This is a genomic window from Stenotrophomonas sp. LC732 (genome assembly GCF_052446685.1).
In the GTDB taxonomy this organism is placed as follows: Bacteria; Pseudomonadota; Gammaproteobacteria; order Xanthomonadales; family Xanthomonadaceae; genus Stenotrophomonas; species Stenotrophomonas muris.
The window spans coordinates 2,841,438-2,858,943 of sequence record NZ_CP199214.1 but is presented as its reverse complement, the minus strand read 5'-3'; the positions used below and the strand labels follow the sequence as shown (position 1 = coordinate 2,858,943).

Below are 17,506 nucleotides of genomic sequence, written 5' to 3'. Positions count from 1 at the left end.
CATGAGGAGTATGTCCCGATGTCCGTACCCACCATCGCCGTGTTCGTCGGCAGCCTGCGCAAGGACTCGTGCAACCGCAAGCTGGCCCATGCGCTGGAGAAGATCGCCGGTGATCGCGCACGCTTCCAGTACGTGCAGATCGGCGACCTGCCGTTGTATGACCAGGACTTCGACGCGCAGTATCCGGCGCAGGGTACCCGGCTGAAGGACCAGGTGCGCGCCGCCGACGCGGTGCTGTTCGTCACCCCCGAATACAACCGGTCGGTGCCGGGCGTGCTCAAGAACGCCATCGATATCGGCTCGCGTCCCTACGGTGACAGTGCGTTTGCCGGCAAGCCGGCGGCGGTGATCGGCGCCTCCATCGGCCAGATCGGTACCGCCGTGGCCCAGCAGCACCTGCGCAACACCCTGGCCTTCCTGGACATGCATGTGCTTGGGCAGCCCGAGGCGTTCATCCACTTCAAGGAGGGCCTGATCGATGCCGACGGCACGATCCACAACGAGGGCACGCAGAAGTTCCTGCAGGGCTACGTGGACCGGTTCCTGGCGCTGATCGCGGTGCACGTCAAGGGCGATTGACGCCTGCGGGGTCGGAGTTCCCTGCGTCGCAGAGGGATCCGACCCCAACCACGCCCGGGGTCGGATCCTGACGCGCAGCGACGGGCTCCGACCCGTGGCGCCTGATCTGCGATAATGCTCCGCTCGGGTGCCGCAATGGCGCCTGTCGCAGGCAGTGCGACGCCCCCACGCCAGTCTGGCCAGGCACCGGCGGATATCCCCCGTTTCTCCACGGCTTATCCACAGGCTTGTCCATGGTCGCCGGGGTCGGCGCATGCCTACACTCGTCTGGCCCACTTTTGCAGGAAACACCGCAGCATGTCCGCTCGTCCCGGCTTCCGTTCCAACCGCAGAGAGCGCGGTGATGGCTTCGATCGCGATCGCGACGAGTCGCGCATCGACCAGTTGCGGGTACCGCCGCATTCGGTGGAAGCCGAGCAGGCGGTGCTGGGGGGGCTGATGCTGGCGCCCGAAGCGTATGACCGGGTCAATGACCAGCTGACCGAAGGCGACTTCTACCGTCGCGACCACCAGATGATCTATCGGGCGATCCGCGAGCTCTCCGAGCGCGAGCGTCCGTTCGATGCGGTGACCCTGGGCGAGTGGTTCGAGTCGCAGGGCAAGATGGAACTGGTGGGCGACGGTGCCTACCTGATCGAACTGGCCAGTACCACGCCGTCGGCTGCCAACATCGTGGCCTACGCCGAGATCGTGCGTGACAAGGCAGTGTTGCGCCAGCTGATCCAGGTGGGCACCGACATCGTCAACGACGGTTTCCAGCCCGAAGGCCGCGACAGCAGCGAGCTGCTGGCCTCGGCGGAAAAGAGCGTGTTCGCCATTGCCGAACAGGGCGCACGTGGTCGCACCGATTTCGTGGCCATGCCCGGTGCGCTGAAGGATGCATTCGAGGAGCTGCGCAACCGCTTCGAGAACGGCGGCAACATCACCGGCCTGCCGACCGGGTACACTGATTTCGATGCGATGACCGCCGGCCTGCAGCCGACCGATCTGATCATCCTCGCGGCGCGCCCGGCCATGGGCAAGACCACCTTCGCGCTGAACATCGCCGAGTACGCGGCGATCAAGTCGAAGAAGGGCGTGGCGGTGTTCTCGATGGAAATGTCGGCATCGCAGCTGGCGATGCGCCTGATTTCCTCCAATGGCCGCATCAACGCGCAGCGCCTGCGTACCGGCCAGCTGGAAGACGAGGACTGGAGCCGCGTCACCAGCGCGATCAAGATGCTGAAGGAAACCAAGATCTTCATCGACGATACGCCGGGCGTGTCGCCGGAAGTGCTGCGCTCCAAGTGCCGCCGCCTCAAGCGCGAGCATGACCTCGGCCTGATCGTGATCGACTACCTGCAGCTGATGAGCGTGCCCGGCAACAGCGAAAACCGCGCGACCGAAATCTCGGAGATCTCGCGTTCGTTGAAGGGCCTGGCCAAGGAATTGAATGTGCCGGTGATCGCGCTGTCACAGCTCAACCGCTCGCTGGAAACGCGTACCGACAAGCGCCCGGTGATGGCCGACCTTCGCGAGTCGGGCGCAATCGAGCAGGACGCGGACATGATCGTGTTCATCTACCGCGACGACTACTACAACAAGGAAAACTCGCCGGACAAGGGCCTGGCCGAGATCATCATCGGCAAGCACCGTGGTGGCCCGACCGGCTCGTGCAAGCTGAAGTTCTTCGGCGAGTACACCCGCTTCGACAACCTGGCCCACGATTCGGTCGGCTCGTTCGAGTAACGGCCATGCCGGCCGCTGGCCGGCAATCGCCTTCCGGGCGGTACACCATTCGGAACGCAAGAATTCCGCATGTGGCGTGTAAATGACATGTAACGCGCCGCTTCTACGATTCCGCCGCTGCTGCTCTTCGACGCCGCCCTTCGGCGTCCAGCGTGCCCAAGGAATCCACCTCCATGTCGTCCCACGCTTCGCATCGCCGCAATCTGCTGGCCCTGCTGGTCTGTGCTTCGCTCCCGTCGCTCGCTGCCGCTAAACCCGCCCCCGACGCACCGTCGGCGACTACCCTCGATTCGATCTCGGTGATCGGCCGCGGCGAAGCCCGCCAGGTGCAGCGCGTGACCGCCGAGGACATGAAGATCCTGCCGCCCGGTGCGAACCCACTGAAGCTGCTGGCCAGCAAGCCGGGCGTTCACTTCGAGTCGGCCGATGCCACCGGCGCGTACGAATGGTCCACCACCATCAGCTTGCGTGGCTTCAACCAGAGCCGCCTGGGCTACACGCTCGATGGCATCCCGCTGGGCAACATGGCCTATGGCAACAGCAACGGCCTGCATATCAGCCGTGCCGTGATCAGCGAGAACCTGGGCGGAGCCGAAGTGTCCACCGGCATCGGCGCGCTGGGTACGCCGTCCACCAGCAACCTCGGCGGCGTGTTCCAGTTCTATTCGATCGATCCGTCCACCGAGTACGGCGTGGTGCTGGCGCAGGGCTTCGGCAGCGACAGCGCGCGGCGCAGCTATGCGCGCCTGGAGACCGGTGAGCACCAGGGCTTTGCGGCCTATCTGTCCGGCGTGTACTCCGAAGGCGACAAGTGGAAGGGCAAGGGCTCGCAGGAGCTGAAACAGTTCAACGGCAAGGCCACCTACAATTTCGGAACGGACAGCAGGATCACCGCGCTGTTCAACGCCTCGCGCCGCGTCGAGGCGGACTACCAGGACCTGTCGCTGGAGATGATCGATCGCCTTGGCTGGGACTGGGACAACTACGCGCCGGACTGGGATCGTGCCGTCGCCGCCGCGCGCGGCAGGTTCACGGGCGGCGTCAACAGCCCCTGGGATGCGTACTACTCCGGCCACGGCCTGCGCAACGATGACCTGTCCAGCATCGCCGGCGATTTCGGCCTGAACGAGTCGATGCGGCTGAAGGTCAACGTCTACAACCACAGCAACCGTGGCCAGGGCCACTGGTTCAGCCCGTCCAATCCGTCCAACCCGGGCACCGGTCGCGAGATTCCGATCTCGATCCGCACCACCGAGTACGCGATCGACCGTACCGGCGTGACCTCGGCGTTCACCTGGAACGTCGGCGGCCACGACCTGGAAGCCGGCCTCTGGTACGAGGACAACGGCCACAGCGTGCAGCGCAACTTCTACTACATCGACGGCCCGGTCACCGACGACTTCTTCCTGCGCAACCCGGACCAGCGCGTGTGGCACCAGCGCTACACCACCATTACCCGCCAGTTCTACGTGCAGGACCGCTTCCGCCTGTTCGATGACCGGCTGACCATCGACATCGGTGCGAAGTCGCCGCACACCCGCACGCGCGTGCGCACGCCACTGGGCAGCTATGCCAACAACAGCAGCCTGACTTCGAAGAAGGGCCTGCTGCCTCAGGCGGGTTTCAACTTCAAGCTCAACGAAGGCAACGAGATCTTCGGTTCGTTCGCCAGGAACATCGCCGCCTACGCGTTGGGCGTGGGCAGCCCGTTCAACGTGCCGCAGGCGGCGTTCGATGCCAGCGCGCAGAACCTGAAGCCGGAACAGTCGCGCACCCTCGAGCTGGGCTGGCGCGGCTACGGGAAGGGCTATGAAGCCTCGGTTGCGGTGTACGACGTCAAGTTCGACAACCGCCTGCTGGCGATCGCCCAGTGCGTGGGCATCCTCGGCTGCCCGGCGCTGTTCTCCAACGTCGGTTCGGTGACCAGCCGCGGCGCCGAGGCGACACTGCAGCTGAAGCCGATGCAGGACCTGGCCTGGTCCAACGCGCTGTCCTGGAATGACAGCACCTACGACAACGACTACGTGAACAATGGCGTGGTGCCGACCCGCGGCAAGAAGACCGTCGACACCCCCGAATGGATGTTCGCCAGCACCCTGGCCTGGACCCCGGGCCCCTGGGACATGCGCCTGTCGGCCAACCACGTCGGCAAGCGCTACGTGACCTATACCAACGACGCGTCGGTGCCGAGCTACTGGCTGGTCAATGCCTCCGTGGCCTATGACTTCGGCGCGCTGGGCCCGGCGCAGAACCTGACCATGGCGCTGAACCTGACCAACCTGACCGACAAGCGCTACCTGTCCTCGATCAACACCAACGGCACCTACGCCGCCGACCCGACCCGCAGCCTGGCGACCATGCAGGTCGGCGCGCCGCGCCAGGTGATGGCCACCGCCACCGTGCGCTTCTGATGCGCGGGCCTGTGGATCCGGAACGCCGTCGTCGCCTGCTGCGCATGGCGTGGCAGGGCACGGGGGCGGCGATCGCGCTGGCGGCGATGCCGGGGCTGGCCACGGCCGGCCCACGGCCGCGGCTGGGGCGTGATCCGTTCACCCTTGGTGTCGCCGCCGGTGATCCGGATCCACAGGGGGCCGTGTTGTGGACGCGGCTGGCGCCGGACCCGCTCAACGGCGGCGGCATGCCGTCGCGGGCGGTGCCGGTGCGCTGGTTCGTGGCCGAAGACGCCGGCATGCGCCGGCTGGTGCAGCGGGGTACTGCAGCCGCGGTGCCTGAGCTGGCCCATTCGGTGCACGTGGAGGTCAATGGCCTGCGCCCGGGCCGCGACTACTACTACTACCGCTTCGCCTGCGATGGCGATGAGGAAAGCGCGGTCGGCCACTTCCGCACCGCGTCGCTACCGGACACGCAGCTGCAGCAGCTGCGGCTGGCCCTGTGCACCTGCCAGGCCTGGAACAGTGGCTACTATCCGGTGCTGCGTGATATCGCACGGAGCGATGTCGACCTCGTGCTGCATGCCGGCGACTACCTGTACGAGTACAGCCCGCTGCAGAACGCGCGTGGCAGCACGCTGGACGCGGCGCGTTTCACTGGCGAGACGGTGAGCCTGGAGCGCTACCGTGACCAGTACGCGCTGTACAAGCTCGACCCGGATCTACAGGCGGCCCATGCCGCACACGGCTTCGCGGTGATCTGGGACGATCACGAGGTGCAGAACGACTACTCGGGCATCCATCCGGAGAAGCCCGGCGTGTCGATCGAGGACTTCATCGTTCGCCGCGCGGCGGCCTACCGCGCGTTCTACGAACACCTGCCGATGCGCAGCACGCCTGCGGGCAATGGCGGCCTGCGCGTGCACCGGCGCCTGCGTTACGGCGATCTGGCACAGCTGACCCTGCTCGACTGCCGCCAGTTCCGCCCGGCCAATCCCTGCGGTGTGGGCGAGTCACCGCGCTGCGAAGCGGCGCTGGATCCGCGCATGAGCATGCTCGGCACGGGGCAGGAAGCGTGGTTCACGCAGTCGATGGCCGTCGCGCAGGGCACGCGCTGGAACGTGGTGGTGCAGCAGCTGCTTATGTCGCAGCTGCGGCTGGACGGCGGCACGCCACGCGAGCGCTTCTGGAACGACGCCTGGGATGGCTATCCCGCCGCACGCAGGCGTCTGCTGCAGGCGATGCAGGCAGGCGGGCAGGGCAATGCCATCGTGCTGGGCGGCGACTGGCATTCCACCTTCGTCAACGACCTGAAGCTGGATTTCGACGCGGCCAGCGCGCCGGTCGTGGCCACCGAATTCATCGCCCCGGCGATCAGCAGTGGCGGCGACGACACGCCGTACGGGCCGTACTACGGGCCATCGATTCCGCAGAACCCGCATATCCGCTATTTCGACGGCGACCGCCGCGGCTGGTGGAAGCTGCAGCTGAACCGGCAGACCGTGGACGCCGAGCTCCGCTTCGCCGACAGCGTGCTGCGCCCGGATGCCGCAGTGCGTACCGCGGCGCGATTCCAGGTGGTCCATGGCCGCCCGGGCGCGGTGCAGCTCCTGTAGAGCCGAGCCCACGCTCGGCTGTCGCGCGCAGCGCGGGTCTTCTGTGATCGCAACGAAGCGCAGCCGAGCGTGGGCTGCGCTCTACAGGAGCTGCACCGGATTTCATCGCCCCCAGCCCGGGTTTCGTCGCAAACCGTTTGCCGGCGGCGAGGGCGGGGCGCCAAGGTGTCCGCAGGCGGCAGGGTGCCGCCCCAAGGAGACCGTGATGAAGACCCTGTTCGCGCTCGGTGTGTGGTGCCTGCTGTTCGTGCTGTGCTGGCCGCTGGCGATCCTCGCCCTGATCGCGTGGCCGTTCGTGTGGCTGCTGAGCCTGCCGTTCCGCCTGGTCGGCATCACCTTCTCGGCGTTGTTCGCCTTCCTGCGCGCGCTGTTCATGCTGCCGGCGCGGTTGCTTGGCGGCCGGGCGGTTCCCGCATGAGGAGGGTGCTGCTGGCCGGTCTGGTCCTGTTGCCAGGCCCGGTGCTGGCCGCACCCCCGGCACCCCCGTCGGCGTGGCTGGAGCGCGAGCAGAGCGCTGCGGCTGACGAAGCCAATGCAGCGGCGGTCCCTGCGCCGAAAGCCGAGGCGCGCTGCCGGGTGGTCAAGCAATGGAAGGCCGGCGATACGGTGGTACAGCACAGGGTCTGTGAGGATCCACCGAAGAAGCCGGCTGGAAAGATGTAGCGCCGAGCCCATGCCCGGCGGCCTTTGCAGGGCAGCCGAGCGTGGGCTCGGCGCTACAGGGAAACGGGCAACAAAAAACCCCGCCGAAGCGGGGTTTTTCGTCTGCAGGTGAGTGCCGACCAACGGTCGGCACCTACCATGATGCCGATCAGTTCGCCTTGTGGATGGCGCGCTTGCTGACCGCCATCGCCGCGTCGTGGACCACTTCCGACAGCGACGGGTGGGCGTGGCAGATGCGGGCCAGGTCATCGGCCGAACCGCTGAACTCCATGGTCAGCACGCCTTCGTGCACCAGCTCGGAGACGTTGGCGCCGACCAGGTGCATGCCGAGGATGCGATCGGTTTCGGCATGGGCCAGGATCTTCACGAAGCCTGCCGGCTCGATCATCGCCACGGCACGGCCGTTGGCGGCGAACGGGAAGCTGCCGGCCTTGTACGGAATGCCTTCGGCCTTCAGCTGCGCTTCGGTCTTGCCGACCCAGGCCAGTTCCGGTTCGGTGTAGATGACCCACGGGATGGTGTCGAAGTTGACGTGGCCCGGCAGGCCGGCGATCAGCTCAGCCACCGCGATGCCTTCCTCGAAGCCCTTGTGCGCCAGCATCGGGCCGCGCACGCAGTCGCCGACTGCCCACACACCGTTGACGCCGGTGTGGCAGTGCGCATCGACTTCGATCTGGCCGCGCTCGTTGATCTTGACGCCGGTGCCTTCGGCCAGCAGGCCCTTGGTGGCGGCGCGACGGCCAACGGCCACCAGCAGCTTGTCCACGGTCAGGGTCTTTTCGCCTTCCGCGTCGGTGTAGGTGACGATGACTTCCTTCTTCTTGCCCTTGCCGGTGATCTCGGTCTTGGAGACCTTGGCATTGAGCTTGATGTCCAGGCCCTGCTTCTTGAATTCCTTGGCAGCCGCCTTGGCCACTTCGGCATCGGCAGCCGCCAGGAACTCCGGCATGGCTTCCAGGATGGTGACTTCAGCGCCCAGGCGCTTCCACACGCTGCCCAGTTCCAGGCCGATCACGCCGGCGCCGATCACGGCCAGGCGGTTCGGCACTTCGGTGAAGTCCAGGCCGCCAACGTTGTCGACGATGGTCTCGCCGTCGAACTTGGCGAACGGCAGTTCGATCGAATCCGAACCGGCCGCGATGATGACGTTGGTGCCCTTCAGCTCGACGATGGAACCGTCATGCTGGGTGACCTTGACCACGTTGCCCGGCTGCAGTTCACCGAAGCCGTAGTAGGCGGCGACCTTGTTGGCCTTGAACAGCATGCCGATGCCGCCGGTGAACTGCTTGACGATCTTGTCCTTGCGGCCAACCATCGCCTCGACGTCGATCTTGGCATCCTTGAAGCTGATGCCGTGGTCGCCAAAGATGTGGCCCATGTTCCAGAACTGGCGCGAGGAATCCAGCAGCGCCTTGGACGGGATGCAGCCCACGCGCAGGCAGGTGCCGCCGAGGGCCGGCTTGCCGTCCTTGCCCAGCGCTGCATCGATGCAGGCGGTCTTCAGGCCCAGCTGGGCCGCGCGGATGGCAGCGTGGTAACCGGCCGGGCCGGCACCGATGACGACGACGTCGAATTGTTCAGCCATTGAATTATTCCTTGATGCATTACCAGAACCCCTCCGCGCAGGCGCGGAGGGGCGGGAGGTGTCTTACAGGCCGAACAGCATGCGGCCCGGGTTTTCCAGCTGGTTCTTGATGTCCACCAGGAACTGCACCGAGTCCTTGCCGTCGATGATGCGGTGGTCGTACGACAGCGCCAGGTACATCATCGGCGCGATCACGACCTGGCCGTTCTGGGCGATCGGACGCTCCTTGATGGCGTGCATGCCCAGGATGGCGCTCTGCGGCGGGTTGATGATCGGGGTCGACAGCAGCGAACCGAAGGTGCCGCCGTTGGTCACGGTGAAGGTGCCGCCCTGCAGTTCTTCCAGGCCCAGCTTGCCGTCACGGGCCTTCTTGGCGTAGTCGGCGATGGTCTTCTCGATGTCGGCGAACGACATGCGCTCGACGTTGCGCAGCACCGGCGTGACCAGGCCCTTCTCGGTCGAGACGGCGATCGAGATGTCCGAGTAGCCGTGATAGATGATGTCGTCGCCGTCGATCGAGGCGTTGACCAGCGGGAAGCGCTGCAGCGCGTTGGCGGCGGCCTTCACGAAGAAGCTCATGAAGCCCAGCTTGATGCCGTGTGCCTTGACGAACTCGTCCTGCAGTTCCTTGCGCGCCGCCGACACCTTGGACAGGTCGACTTCGTTGAAGGTGGTCAGCATCGCGGTGGAGTTCTTCGACTCCATCAGGCGCTCGGCGATGCGCTTGCGGATGCGGGTCATCGGCACGCGCTCTTCCGGGCGTGCGCCACCGGCCTTGCCGGCGCCGCCGTTGCGGGCGAAGTTGACGATGTCTTCCTTGGTGACCGCGCCGCGACGGCCGGTGCCGTCGACATCGGCCGGGTTCACGCCTTCAGTGATGGCGGTGAAGCGGGCGCCCGGCGGCAGCGCATCGGCGGCCGACTTGGCGGCCGGGGCCGGCGCAACGGCAGCGGCCGGAGCCGGAGCGGCGGCGGCCGGAGCAGCGGCCGGAGCGGCGGCCGGAGCGGCCTCGGCGGTCGGTGCCGGAGCAGCTGCAACGGCGCCTTCCTCGATGATCGCCACGACCTGGCTGGAGGTCACGGTCGAGCCTTCGGCGAACTTGATTTCCTTCAGCACGCCGTCGACCGGCGACGGCACTTCCAGGACGACCTTGTCGGTTTCCAGGTCAAGCAGGTTTTCGTCGCGCTTGACGGCGTCGCCCACCTTCTTGTGCCAGGTGGCGATGGTGCCGTCGGCGACGGATTCGGGCAGTACCGGGGCTTTGACTTCGGTGGCCATTGCGGGAGCTTCCTGGTTTGTCTTCTAAATAGGGGGAGGATTATTCAGCGAACGTGTCGTTGAACGGGTTGACCAGTGCGTCGGCGATCAGCTGCTGCTGCTCGCGGACGTGGTCAGCCATGTGACCGGCAGCCGGCGAGGCCGAACGTGCGCGACCGGCGTAGTGCAGGTTCTGGCCATCGGCCAGGCAGAACTGCAGATGGTGGCGGATCTGGTACCACGCGCCCTGGTTCTGCGGTTCTTCCTGCGTCCACACCACGTCGGTGGCCTTGCCGTACTTCTTCAGTTCGGCCGCCAGCAGCGCACGCGGGAACGGATACAGCTGCTCCACGCGGATGATCGCCACGTCGTCCTGGCCACGCTTGATCTGGTCCTCCAGCAGGTCGTAATAGACCTTGCCCGAGCACAGCACCACGCGCTTGACCTTCTTGGCGTCTGCGTTGGCGTCGCCGATCAGGTGCTGGAACTCGCCGTTGGCCAGCTCGTCCAGGGTCGACACGGCCAGCTTGTGGCGCAGCAGCGACTTCGGCGACATCACCACCAGCGGCTTGCGGGTGGTCATGTGCAGCTGGCGACGCAGCATGTGGAAGGCCTGGGCCGGGGTCGACGGCACGACCACCAGCATGTTCTCCAGCGCGCACAGCTGCAGGAAGCGCTCCAGGCGCGCCGAGCTGTGTTCCGGGCCTTGCCCTTCATAGCCATGCGGCAGCAGCAGGGTCAGGCCGGAAATGCGGCCCCACTTGGCTTCACCGGCGGCGATGAACTGGTCGATCACCACCTGGGCACCGTTGGCGAAGTCGCCGAACTGGCCTTCCCAGATGCACAGCGTGTTCGGATCGGTGGTGGAGAAGCCGTACTCGTAGGCCATCACCGCTTCTTCGCTCAGCAGCGAATCGATGACGGTGGCCTTCTCCGGCGAATCCACCAGCTGCCGCAGCGGCATGTAGTAGTTGTCGGTCTTCTGGTCGTGCAGGATCGCGTGGCGATGCGTGAACGTACCGCGGCCCACGTCCTGGCCGACCAGGCGCAGTGCATGGCCTTCGTCGAGCAGGGTGGCGTAGGCCAGGTTCTCGGCAAAGCCCCAGTCGCCCGGGATCTCGCCGGCGGCCATCTTGCGGCGGTCGTCGTAGACCTTGGCCACGCGCGAGTGCAGCTGCACTTCATCGGGAATGGTGTTGATCAGCTTGGCCAGCTCGACCAGCTTGTTCTTCTCGACCTTGGTCGAGACCGGGTCGGACAGCTTGCCTTCCAGCAGCTTCGGCCAATCGACGAACAGCGGGCTGCTCGGCGGGGTCTTCTCGACCTTGGCCAGCTCGGTGGTCACTTCACCGGCGTCCAGCTTCTCGCGGTAGGCATCGACCATCGCCTTGCCGGCGCCGGCGGCGATCACGCCCGCCTTTTCCAGCTGCTCGGCGTACATCTCGCGGGTGGTCGGGTGCTTGCGGATCACCTGGTACATCAGCGGCTGGGTGATCGCCGGTTCGTCGGCCTCGTTGTGGCCCCAGCGGCGGTAGCACATCAGGTCGATGACCACGTCCTTGGCGAACGTCTGGCGGAACTCGAAGGCCAGCTGTGCGGCGAACACCACTGCTTCCGGGTCATCGCCGTTCACGTGCAGCACCGGCGCGGCGATCATCTTCGCCACGTCGGTGGCATAGCGCGTGGAACGCGTATCCAGCGGGTTGGAGGTGGTGAAGCCGACCTGGTTGTTGACCACGATGTGCACGGTGCCGCCGACGGCGAAGCCGCGGGCCTGCGACATCTGGAACAGTTCCATGACCACGCCCTGGCCGGAGAAGGCCGCGTCGCCGTGGATCAGGATCGGCATGACCTGCTTGCGCGCGGTGTCCTTGCGGCGCTCCTGGCGCGAACGCACGGAACCGGCCACGACCGGGTCGGCGATTTCCAGGTGCGACGGGTTGAACGCCAGCGCCAGGTGCACCGGGCCGCCATCGGTGGCGACGTCGGCGGAGAAGCCCATGTGGTACTTCACGTCGCCCGCCGAGGCGTGCTCGTCGTGCTCGAACTTGCCTTCGAACTCGTCGAACAGCTTGCGCGGGTTCTTGCCCAGGGTGTTGACCAGCACGTTCAGGCGGCCACGGTGGGCCATGCCGATCACCACATCCTTGACGCCATCCTTGCCGGCGTTGCGGATGATGGTGTCCATCATCGGGATCAGCGAATCGCCGCCTTCCAGCGAGAACCGCTTCTGGCCGACGTACTTGGTGTGCAGGTAGCGCTCCAGGCCTTCGGCCGCAGTCAGGCGCTCCAGGGTGCGGCGCTGGGTGTCAGCGTCCAGCTGGTAGTTGCCACCGGCCGCTTCCAGCTTCTTGTAGATCCACTGGCGCTGCTCGACCTCGGAGATGTGCATGAACTCCGCACCGATCGAGCCGGTGTAGGTCGCCTTCAGGCGTGCCAGCAGGTCGCGCAGCTTCATGCGCGGCTGGCCGCCGACGCCGCCGGTGCTGAACTCGCTGTTGAGGTCGGCATCGGACAGGCTGTGGAACGGCAGGCCCAGATCCGGGGTGTTGACCGGTGCGGCCAGGCCCAGCGGATCGAGGCGGGCGTCCAGGTGGCCGCGCGAACGGTAGGCGGTGATCAGACGACCGACATTGCGCTCGCGCTCGTCGCCTGCACCGTTACCGGTACCGGCCTTCAGCGCATCCTTGGCCGCGTCCGCAATGTGGGAGATGACGGCCGAGTGCGGAATGTCACCTGCTTCGCGGCCCTTGAAGCCGTCGAAGTAGGTTTTCCATTTGGGATCGACACTATCCGGGGAGACCAGGTACTGCTCGTACAGGTCCTCGACATAGGAGGCGTTGCCGCCGGCGAGTTGCGAAGATTGCGCAAACTGCTTCAGTTGATTGTCCACGATGGAGGGTGTTGATTCGCTTTGTGGGGTATGGCTTCAGAAGGACCCGGCAGGAAGATGACTAGCCCTGCGCGGGCGCGTTCAAACAGCCAAATTGTACCCCCAACCGGACACGAAGGGGCACCACCACAGGTATCCCGCGTCCGCCGGTGCCGGTTCCAGACAGGTTCGGTCGGCTGTGCCGACTCAGATGCCGAGCACACGCAGTTCGCTGCAGACGCGCGAACGGTCCCAGACACGCTGCAATTGCTGCTCGAACGGCTGCGAACGTGCTGGCAGCGCGATGCCGGCCTCGCCGTCGAGGCGATGGCCGATCAGACGAAAGTAGAAGTCGCCCGCATCGTTGAGCAGGCAGGCCGAGGCCAGCGCGCGGTCGACCGGATCGCTGACCTCGCGGAACTGGATCACGCTGGGCAGGCGCTGGGCCAGCGCCAGCAGCGGCGACCCGGCAGACGCGATCGCGGCGGCGTCGTGCACGATCACCCGCAGCTGCTTGTCGTGGCGGGCGGTGACGAAGCGGCGCAGGGCGGACTGTACCGGGGGCGCATCGAGCAGCCCCGGGTCCAGTTGGCGGCTGTGCAGCCACAGCTGGCGACGGGCGCGGTGGATGATGGCCGTGGTGATGGCCACCGCCTCGGCGCGGCTGTCGATGGCGCTGGCCACGCCCAGCCGGCGGCGCATCTGCTGCTGTCCGATGCCGGCTTCCTCGAACACCTCGCCCTCGGGCAGGAAGCCCTGGCGTGCATAGAAATCGCGCGCGGGCAGCTGCGCGTGCAGGTGCAGTTCGGCCAGGCCGAGCCGGCGCCCGGCTTCGACCAGGGCCGCCAGCAGGGCCTCGCCGACCCCGTTGCTGCGATGGGTGGCCAGCACGGCCATGCGGCCGATGCGGCCGTCCGGAGCCAGCCTGCCGGTGCCGACCGGCTGGTCGTCACTGTCCAGCGCCAGCACATGGGCACTGACCGGGTCCAGCGCATCGCGTTCCAGCTCGGCGGCGATGCCCTGTTCCTGCACGAACACGCGTTGGCGCACGTCGTGGATGGCAACGTGGGCGTCGGCGTGGCTGACCTGCTGGACCCGGATCATGACGATGGCTCAGGCCCGGCCGGTGCTGTCGTCTTCGTCGTCGTCCTCGAAGTTGACGATGACCTCGATACCGTCGTCGTGCACGGTCACGGAGTGGACATCGTCGGACACCGCGTCGGCGTCGATCGCCTCGACGCGGTCGCGGCCTTCGACGACCTCGCCGAGCACCACGGCATCCTCGCTGTCTTCCTCGTCTTCGGCCTCGTACACCTCATTCGGGTCGATCAGCTGGAACACACCCCCGACCAGCAGCTGCTGGACCACGGCACGGCCCTTGTCGGACAGGCCGCGATAGGCGGCGGCGTCGAGCTGCTCGGCGCCGGCCAGGCGCTGCGCGTCCTTCACCGGCAGCGCGAAGTCCTGGCCGCTGACATACAGGCTGGCGCCACGCTTGGCCCGGCGCCAGGCCAGGCGGGCCCACGGGTGGCGCTGCAGCAGCATGCCCGAGGCCAGCGCTTCGACCACTTGCTCCGCGGCCGGCGCGGCCTGGTGGGCCATTACTTCGCCGGCGGCGCGGTAGGTGGTGATGAAGCGGCCGAACCAGTCACCCAGCTTGTCCGGGTCGTTCATGCGGATGGCGTTGAGGGCGGTGATCACCCGCGCCATCGCCACCGTGTCGATTTCGTTCGGGTCGGCCGGCACCTTCAGGTCGGCATCCTGGTAGCGGATGTTCTCATCGGCATCGGCGATCAGGGTGTCCAGATAGTCGCTGATCAGCTCGGCAGAAGACGGCGCACGCATGCCGAACGAGAAGGTCAGGCAGGGGTCTTCGGCGACGCCGTGGTGCGGCACGTTCGGCGGCAGGTACAGCATGTCGCCCGGCGCCAGCACCCAGTCGTGGGTGGGCTTGAACACCTTCAGCAGCTTCAGCTCCACGTCCGGGCGGAAGCCCAGCGGCGGCTGCCTGCCCTTGATCGATTCGCTGGCATCGATCTGCCAGCGGCGGTGGCCGTGGGCCTGCAGCAGGAACACGTCGTACTGGTCGACATGGGCGCCGACCGAGCCGCCGGTGGCGGCGAAGCTGATCATCACGTCATCCATGCGCCAGCGCGGCAGGAAGCTGAAGTGTTGGATCAGGGCGCGCACGTCCGGGTCCCACTTGTCCACGTCCTGCACCAGCAGGGTCCAGTCGTGGTCGGGCAGGGCGGGGAACACGTCTTCCTGGAACGGGCCGGTGCGCACGCGCCAGCCGTCCTGGGCCTTGTCGTGCTCGATCAGGCGCGCCAGCACACCTTCCTCGCAGGCCAGCCCGGCCAGGTCTTCCGGCTGTACCGGGGTCTGGAAATCCGGGAAGGCATTGCGGATCAGCAGCGGGCGCTTCTGCCAGAAGTCGCGCAGGAAGGTGGCCGGCGCCATGCCGAGCGGCTGGCCAGGGCGGGCGGTGACTTCGATCAGGGGGGCGGAGGACTTGCGGGCGGCCATGGGGGAATCCTTGCAGCGGAAAGCGGGAGGGGCGGCGTGGCGAGCCGCCAAGGGTTCCATTGTCCGCCGTTCGTCGGGATTGCGCACGTGCGGTGGTTTGTCGCGGGGTGTCCGGCCAACGGCGGAGCCCCTCGTGGCGGGGTCTGGGTTGGTCGCTGAAAGCAAAAGCCGGGTTTGGCCGGGCGGGTGGGCTGCGCGGGGGACGCTGCAAGTACGTCCCTGTAAGCTTGGCCGCCGCATCCATGCGGCGGACACCCCCGCGCAGCCCACCCGCCCGGCCGCTGACAGTTTCCTGCGCGGCCCGCCACGGAATGGAAGAAGAAGATCAAAGGCAACAGCGGGTCGCGCGCTGCGCTTGCTCATGCCCTTGTAGAGCCGAGCCCACGCTCGGCTTGCTGTTGCCCACGCCCAAAAGCAGCCGAGCACGGGCTCGGCTCTACAAAAGACCCTCAAACAAAGACGGACGCGGCGAAGCCGCGTCCCTCTTTCAAATTCCGTCCCGACAACCCAATGCTCTTCGATCCGTCACCGGGAATCTGCCAGAGGTGGGGCGGGAGGGGCCAGCGGGACCGTTGGCGCCATGGATGGCGCCATCGAGCCCCCATGGATGGGTTCACGGCGTGTCCCGCTGGCCCCTCCCGCCCCACCCAGCTAGCAGCAATCCAGAGCCGCTCTTGACGTTGCTATTGCTATTGCCGTTGCCGTTGCCGTTGCCTGCCGCAGGCAGCGCCCGCGGCCGCCGCCGCAAAGGAATCCCCTTAAATCTTCTTCGCCAGCGACTCAGCCAGGCCGGTGTAGCTGCCCGGGGTCATCTCCAGCAGGCGCTGCTTCGCATCCGCCGGCAGCTCCAGCCCCTGCACGAACGCACGCATCGACTCGGCGGTGATGCCCTGGCCGCGAGTCAGCGCCTTCAGCTGCTCGTACGGGTTCGGCAGGCCGTGGCGGCGCATCACCGTCTGCACGGCCTCGGCCAGCACTTCCCAGGCCGCGTCCAGATCGGCATCCAGGCGCTGCGGGTTCACTTCCAGCTTGCCCAGGCCCTTGGCCAGCGAATCCAGTGCCACCTGGCTGTGGCCGAACGCGGTGCCCAGTGCGCGCAGCACGGTGGAATCGGTCAGGTCACGCTGCCAGCGGCTGATCGGCAGCTTCGCGCTGAAGTGCTCGAACAGCGCGTTGGCGATGCCGAAGTTGCCTTCCGCATTCTCGAAATCGATCGGGTTGACCTTGTGCGGCATCGTCGACGAACCAACTTCGCCTTCCTTCAGGCGCTGCTTGAAGTAGCCCAGCGAAACGTAGCCCCAGATGTCACGGGCCAGGTCGATCAGGATGATGTTGGCGCGGCGTGCGGCATCACCGATCTCGGCGATGTTGTCGTGCGGCTCGATCTGCGTGGTGTACGGGTTGAACACCAGGCCCAGGCCGGTCACGAAGCGCTCGGCGAAGGCTGGCCAGTCCACGTCCGGGTAGCTGGCGATGTGGGCGTTGTAGTTGCCCACCGCGCCGTTGATCTTGCCGGTCAGTTCGACCGCGGCAATCTGCCGGCGCTGGCGCTCCAGGCGCGCGACCACGTTGGCCAGTTCCTTGCCCAGGGTGGTCGGCGAGGCGGTCTGGCCGTGGGTGCGCGACAGCATCGGCTGGCCAGCCTCGGCGTGGGCCAGGGTGCGCAGGGTGCTGGCGATGCCGTCCAGGGTCGGCAACAGCACCTCGCGGCGCGCCTGTTCCAGCATCAGGCCGTAGCTGAGGTTGTTGATGTCTTCGCTGGTGCAGGCGAAATGCACGAATTCCAGCGCCGGGGCCAGCTCGGCGTCGTCCTTCAGCTGTTCCTTGATGAAGTACTCCACCGCCTTGACGTCATGGTTGGTAGTGCGCTCGATCTCCTTCACGCGCGCGGCCTGGGCCGGGCTGAAGCTGGCGGCCAGCGCGCGCAGGCGGGCGATGGCAGCGTCGGAGAACGGGGCCAGTTCGACGATGCCCGGCTCGGCGGCCAGGGCCAGCAGCCATTCCACCTCGACCGTGATGCGGGCCTTGATCAGGCCGTACTCGGAGAAGATCGGGCGCAGGGCGTCGACCTTGCCGGCATAGCGGCCATCGAGCGGGGACAGGGCGAGCAGGGCGGAATCGGACATGTCGGCAGGGCTGGGACGAGCGGCGGGGCCGATATTCTACGACGTGCCGGCGGGGCGTGCCCTGTAGAGCCGAGCCCACGCTCGGCTGCTTCGGAGAATCCGGCGCCCCGCGGGCAGCCGAGCATGGGCTCGGCTCTACAACACGGCCCTGCGGACGGAACGAT

The 17,506-nt window shown here is 66.8% G+C and carries 12 protein-coding genes; 6 read left to right on the top strand and 6 right to left on the bottom strand.

What is annotated here, in order from left to right; translation table 11 throughout:
- The first annotated feature begins 18 nt into the window (after positions 1-18).
- The 6 genes from ACT6SE_RS13705 to ACT6SE_RS13680 all read left to right on the top strand — a co-directional run bounded on the left by ACT6SE_RS13705 (position 19) and on the right by ACT6SE_RS13680 (position 6,976).
- Positions 19-579: an NADPH-dependent FMN reductase gene (locus ACT6SE_RS13705; RefSeq protein ID WP_014647710.1), complete on the top strand. Its 561-nt coding sequence runs from the start codon at positions 19-21 to the stop codon at positions 577-579.
- A 297-nt stretch (positions 580-876) separates the two neighbouring features.
- Entirely contained in the window at positions 877-2,307 is a 1,431-nt protein-coding gene (locus ACT6SE_RS13700; protein ID WP_014647708.1) for a replicative DNA helicase, read from the top strand.
- A gap of 173 nt (positions 2,308-2,480) precedes the next feature.
- A complete protein-coding gene (locus ACT6SE_RS13695; protein ID WP_046431605.1) occupies positions 2,481-4,718 on the top strand; it encodes a TonB-dependent receptor family protein in 2,238 nt (745 codons plus the stop codon).
- On the top strand, positions 4,718-6,313 hold the full coding sequence (locus tag ACT6SE_RS13690; RefSeq protein ID WP_444811011.1) for an alkaline phosphatase D family protein: 1,596 nt from the start codon (positions 4,718-4,720) through the stop codon (positions 6,311-6,313). The genes ACT6SE_RS13695 and ACT6SE_RS13690 overlap by 1 nt, the downstream gene beginning before the upstream one ends.
- Before the next feature lie 205 nt (positions 6,314-6,518).
- Positions 6,519-6,731 (top strand): hypothetical protein, encoded by a 213-nt coding sequence (locus ACT6SE_RS13685; protein ID WP_014647705.1) that lies wholly within the window; start codon positions 6,519-6,521, stop codon positions 6,729-6,731.
- Positions 6,728-6,976 carry a hypothetical protein gene (locus ACT6SE_RS13680; RefSeq protein ID WP_046431600.1) on the top strand — a complete coding sequence of 83 codons (249 nt, stop codon included), beginning with the start codon at positions 6,728-6,730 and terminating at the stop codon, positions 6,974-6,976. Before ACT6SE_RS13685 ends, ACT6SE_RS13680 begins: the two co-directional genes overlap by 4 nt.
- A 148-nt stretch (positions 6,977-7,124) precedes the next feature.
- On the opposite strand, the gene lpdA is transcribed toward ACT6SE_RS13680, so the two are convergent.
- From lpdA to purB, 6 genes are all read right to left on the bottom strand, one after another.
- Complete coding sequence (gene lpdA / locus ACT6SE_RS13675; protein ID WP_014647703.1) at positions 7,125-8,561, bottom strand: dihydrolipoyl dehydrogenase; 1,437 nt, start codon at positions 8,559-8,561, stop codon at positions 7,125-7,127.
- A gap of 63 nt (positions 8,562-8,624) precedes the next feature.
- Positions 8,625-9,839 carry a dihydrolipoyllysine-residue succinyltransferase gene (gene sucB / locus ACT6SE_RS13670; RefSeq protein WP_049420423.1) on the bottom strand — a complete coding sequence of 405 codons (1,215 nt, stop codon included), beginning with the start codon at positions 9,837-9,839 and terminating at the stop codon, positions 8,625-8,627.
- A 40-nt stretch (positions 9,840-9,879) separates the two neighbouring features.
- Positions 9,880-12,711 carry a 2-oxoglutarate dehydrogenase E1 component gene (locus tag ACT6SE_RS13665; RefSeq protein ID WP_014647701.1) on the bottom strand — a complete coding sequence of 944 codons (2,832 nt, stop codon included), beginning with the start codon at positions 12,709-12,711 and terminating at the stop codon, positions 9,880-9,882.
- A gap of 186 nt (positions 12,712-12,897) precedes the next feature.
- On the bottom strand, positions 12,898-13,794 hold the full coding sequence (locus ACT6SE_RS13660) for a GNAT family N-acetyltransferase (RefSeq protein ID WP_046431594.1): 897 nt from the start codon (positions 13,792-13,794) through the stop codon (positions 12,898-12,900).
- A 9-nt stretch (positions 13,795-13,803) separates the two neighbouring features.
- Positions 13,804-15,216 (bottom strand): ribosomal protein uL16 3-hydroxylase, encoded by a 1,413-nt coding sequence (locus tag ACT6SE_RS13655; RefSeq protein WP_049420425.1) that lies wholly within the window; start codon positions 15,214-15,216, stop codon positions 13,804-13,806.
- Positions 15,217-15,974: 758 nt separating this feature from the next.
- Positions 15,975-17,342: an adenylosuccinate lyase gene (gene purB, locus ACT6SE_RS13650; RefSeq protein WP_014647697.1), complete on the bottom strand. Its 1,368-nt coding sequence runs from the start codon at positions 17,340-17,342 to the stop codon at positions 15,975-15,977.
- Positions 17,343-17,506 lie beyond the last annotated feature (164 nt).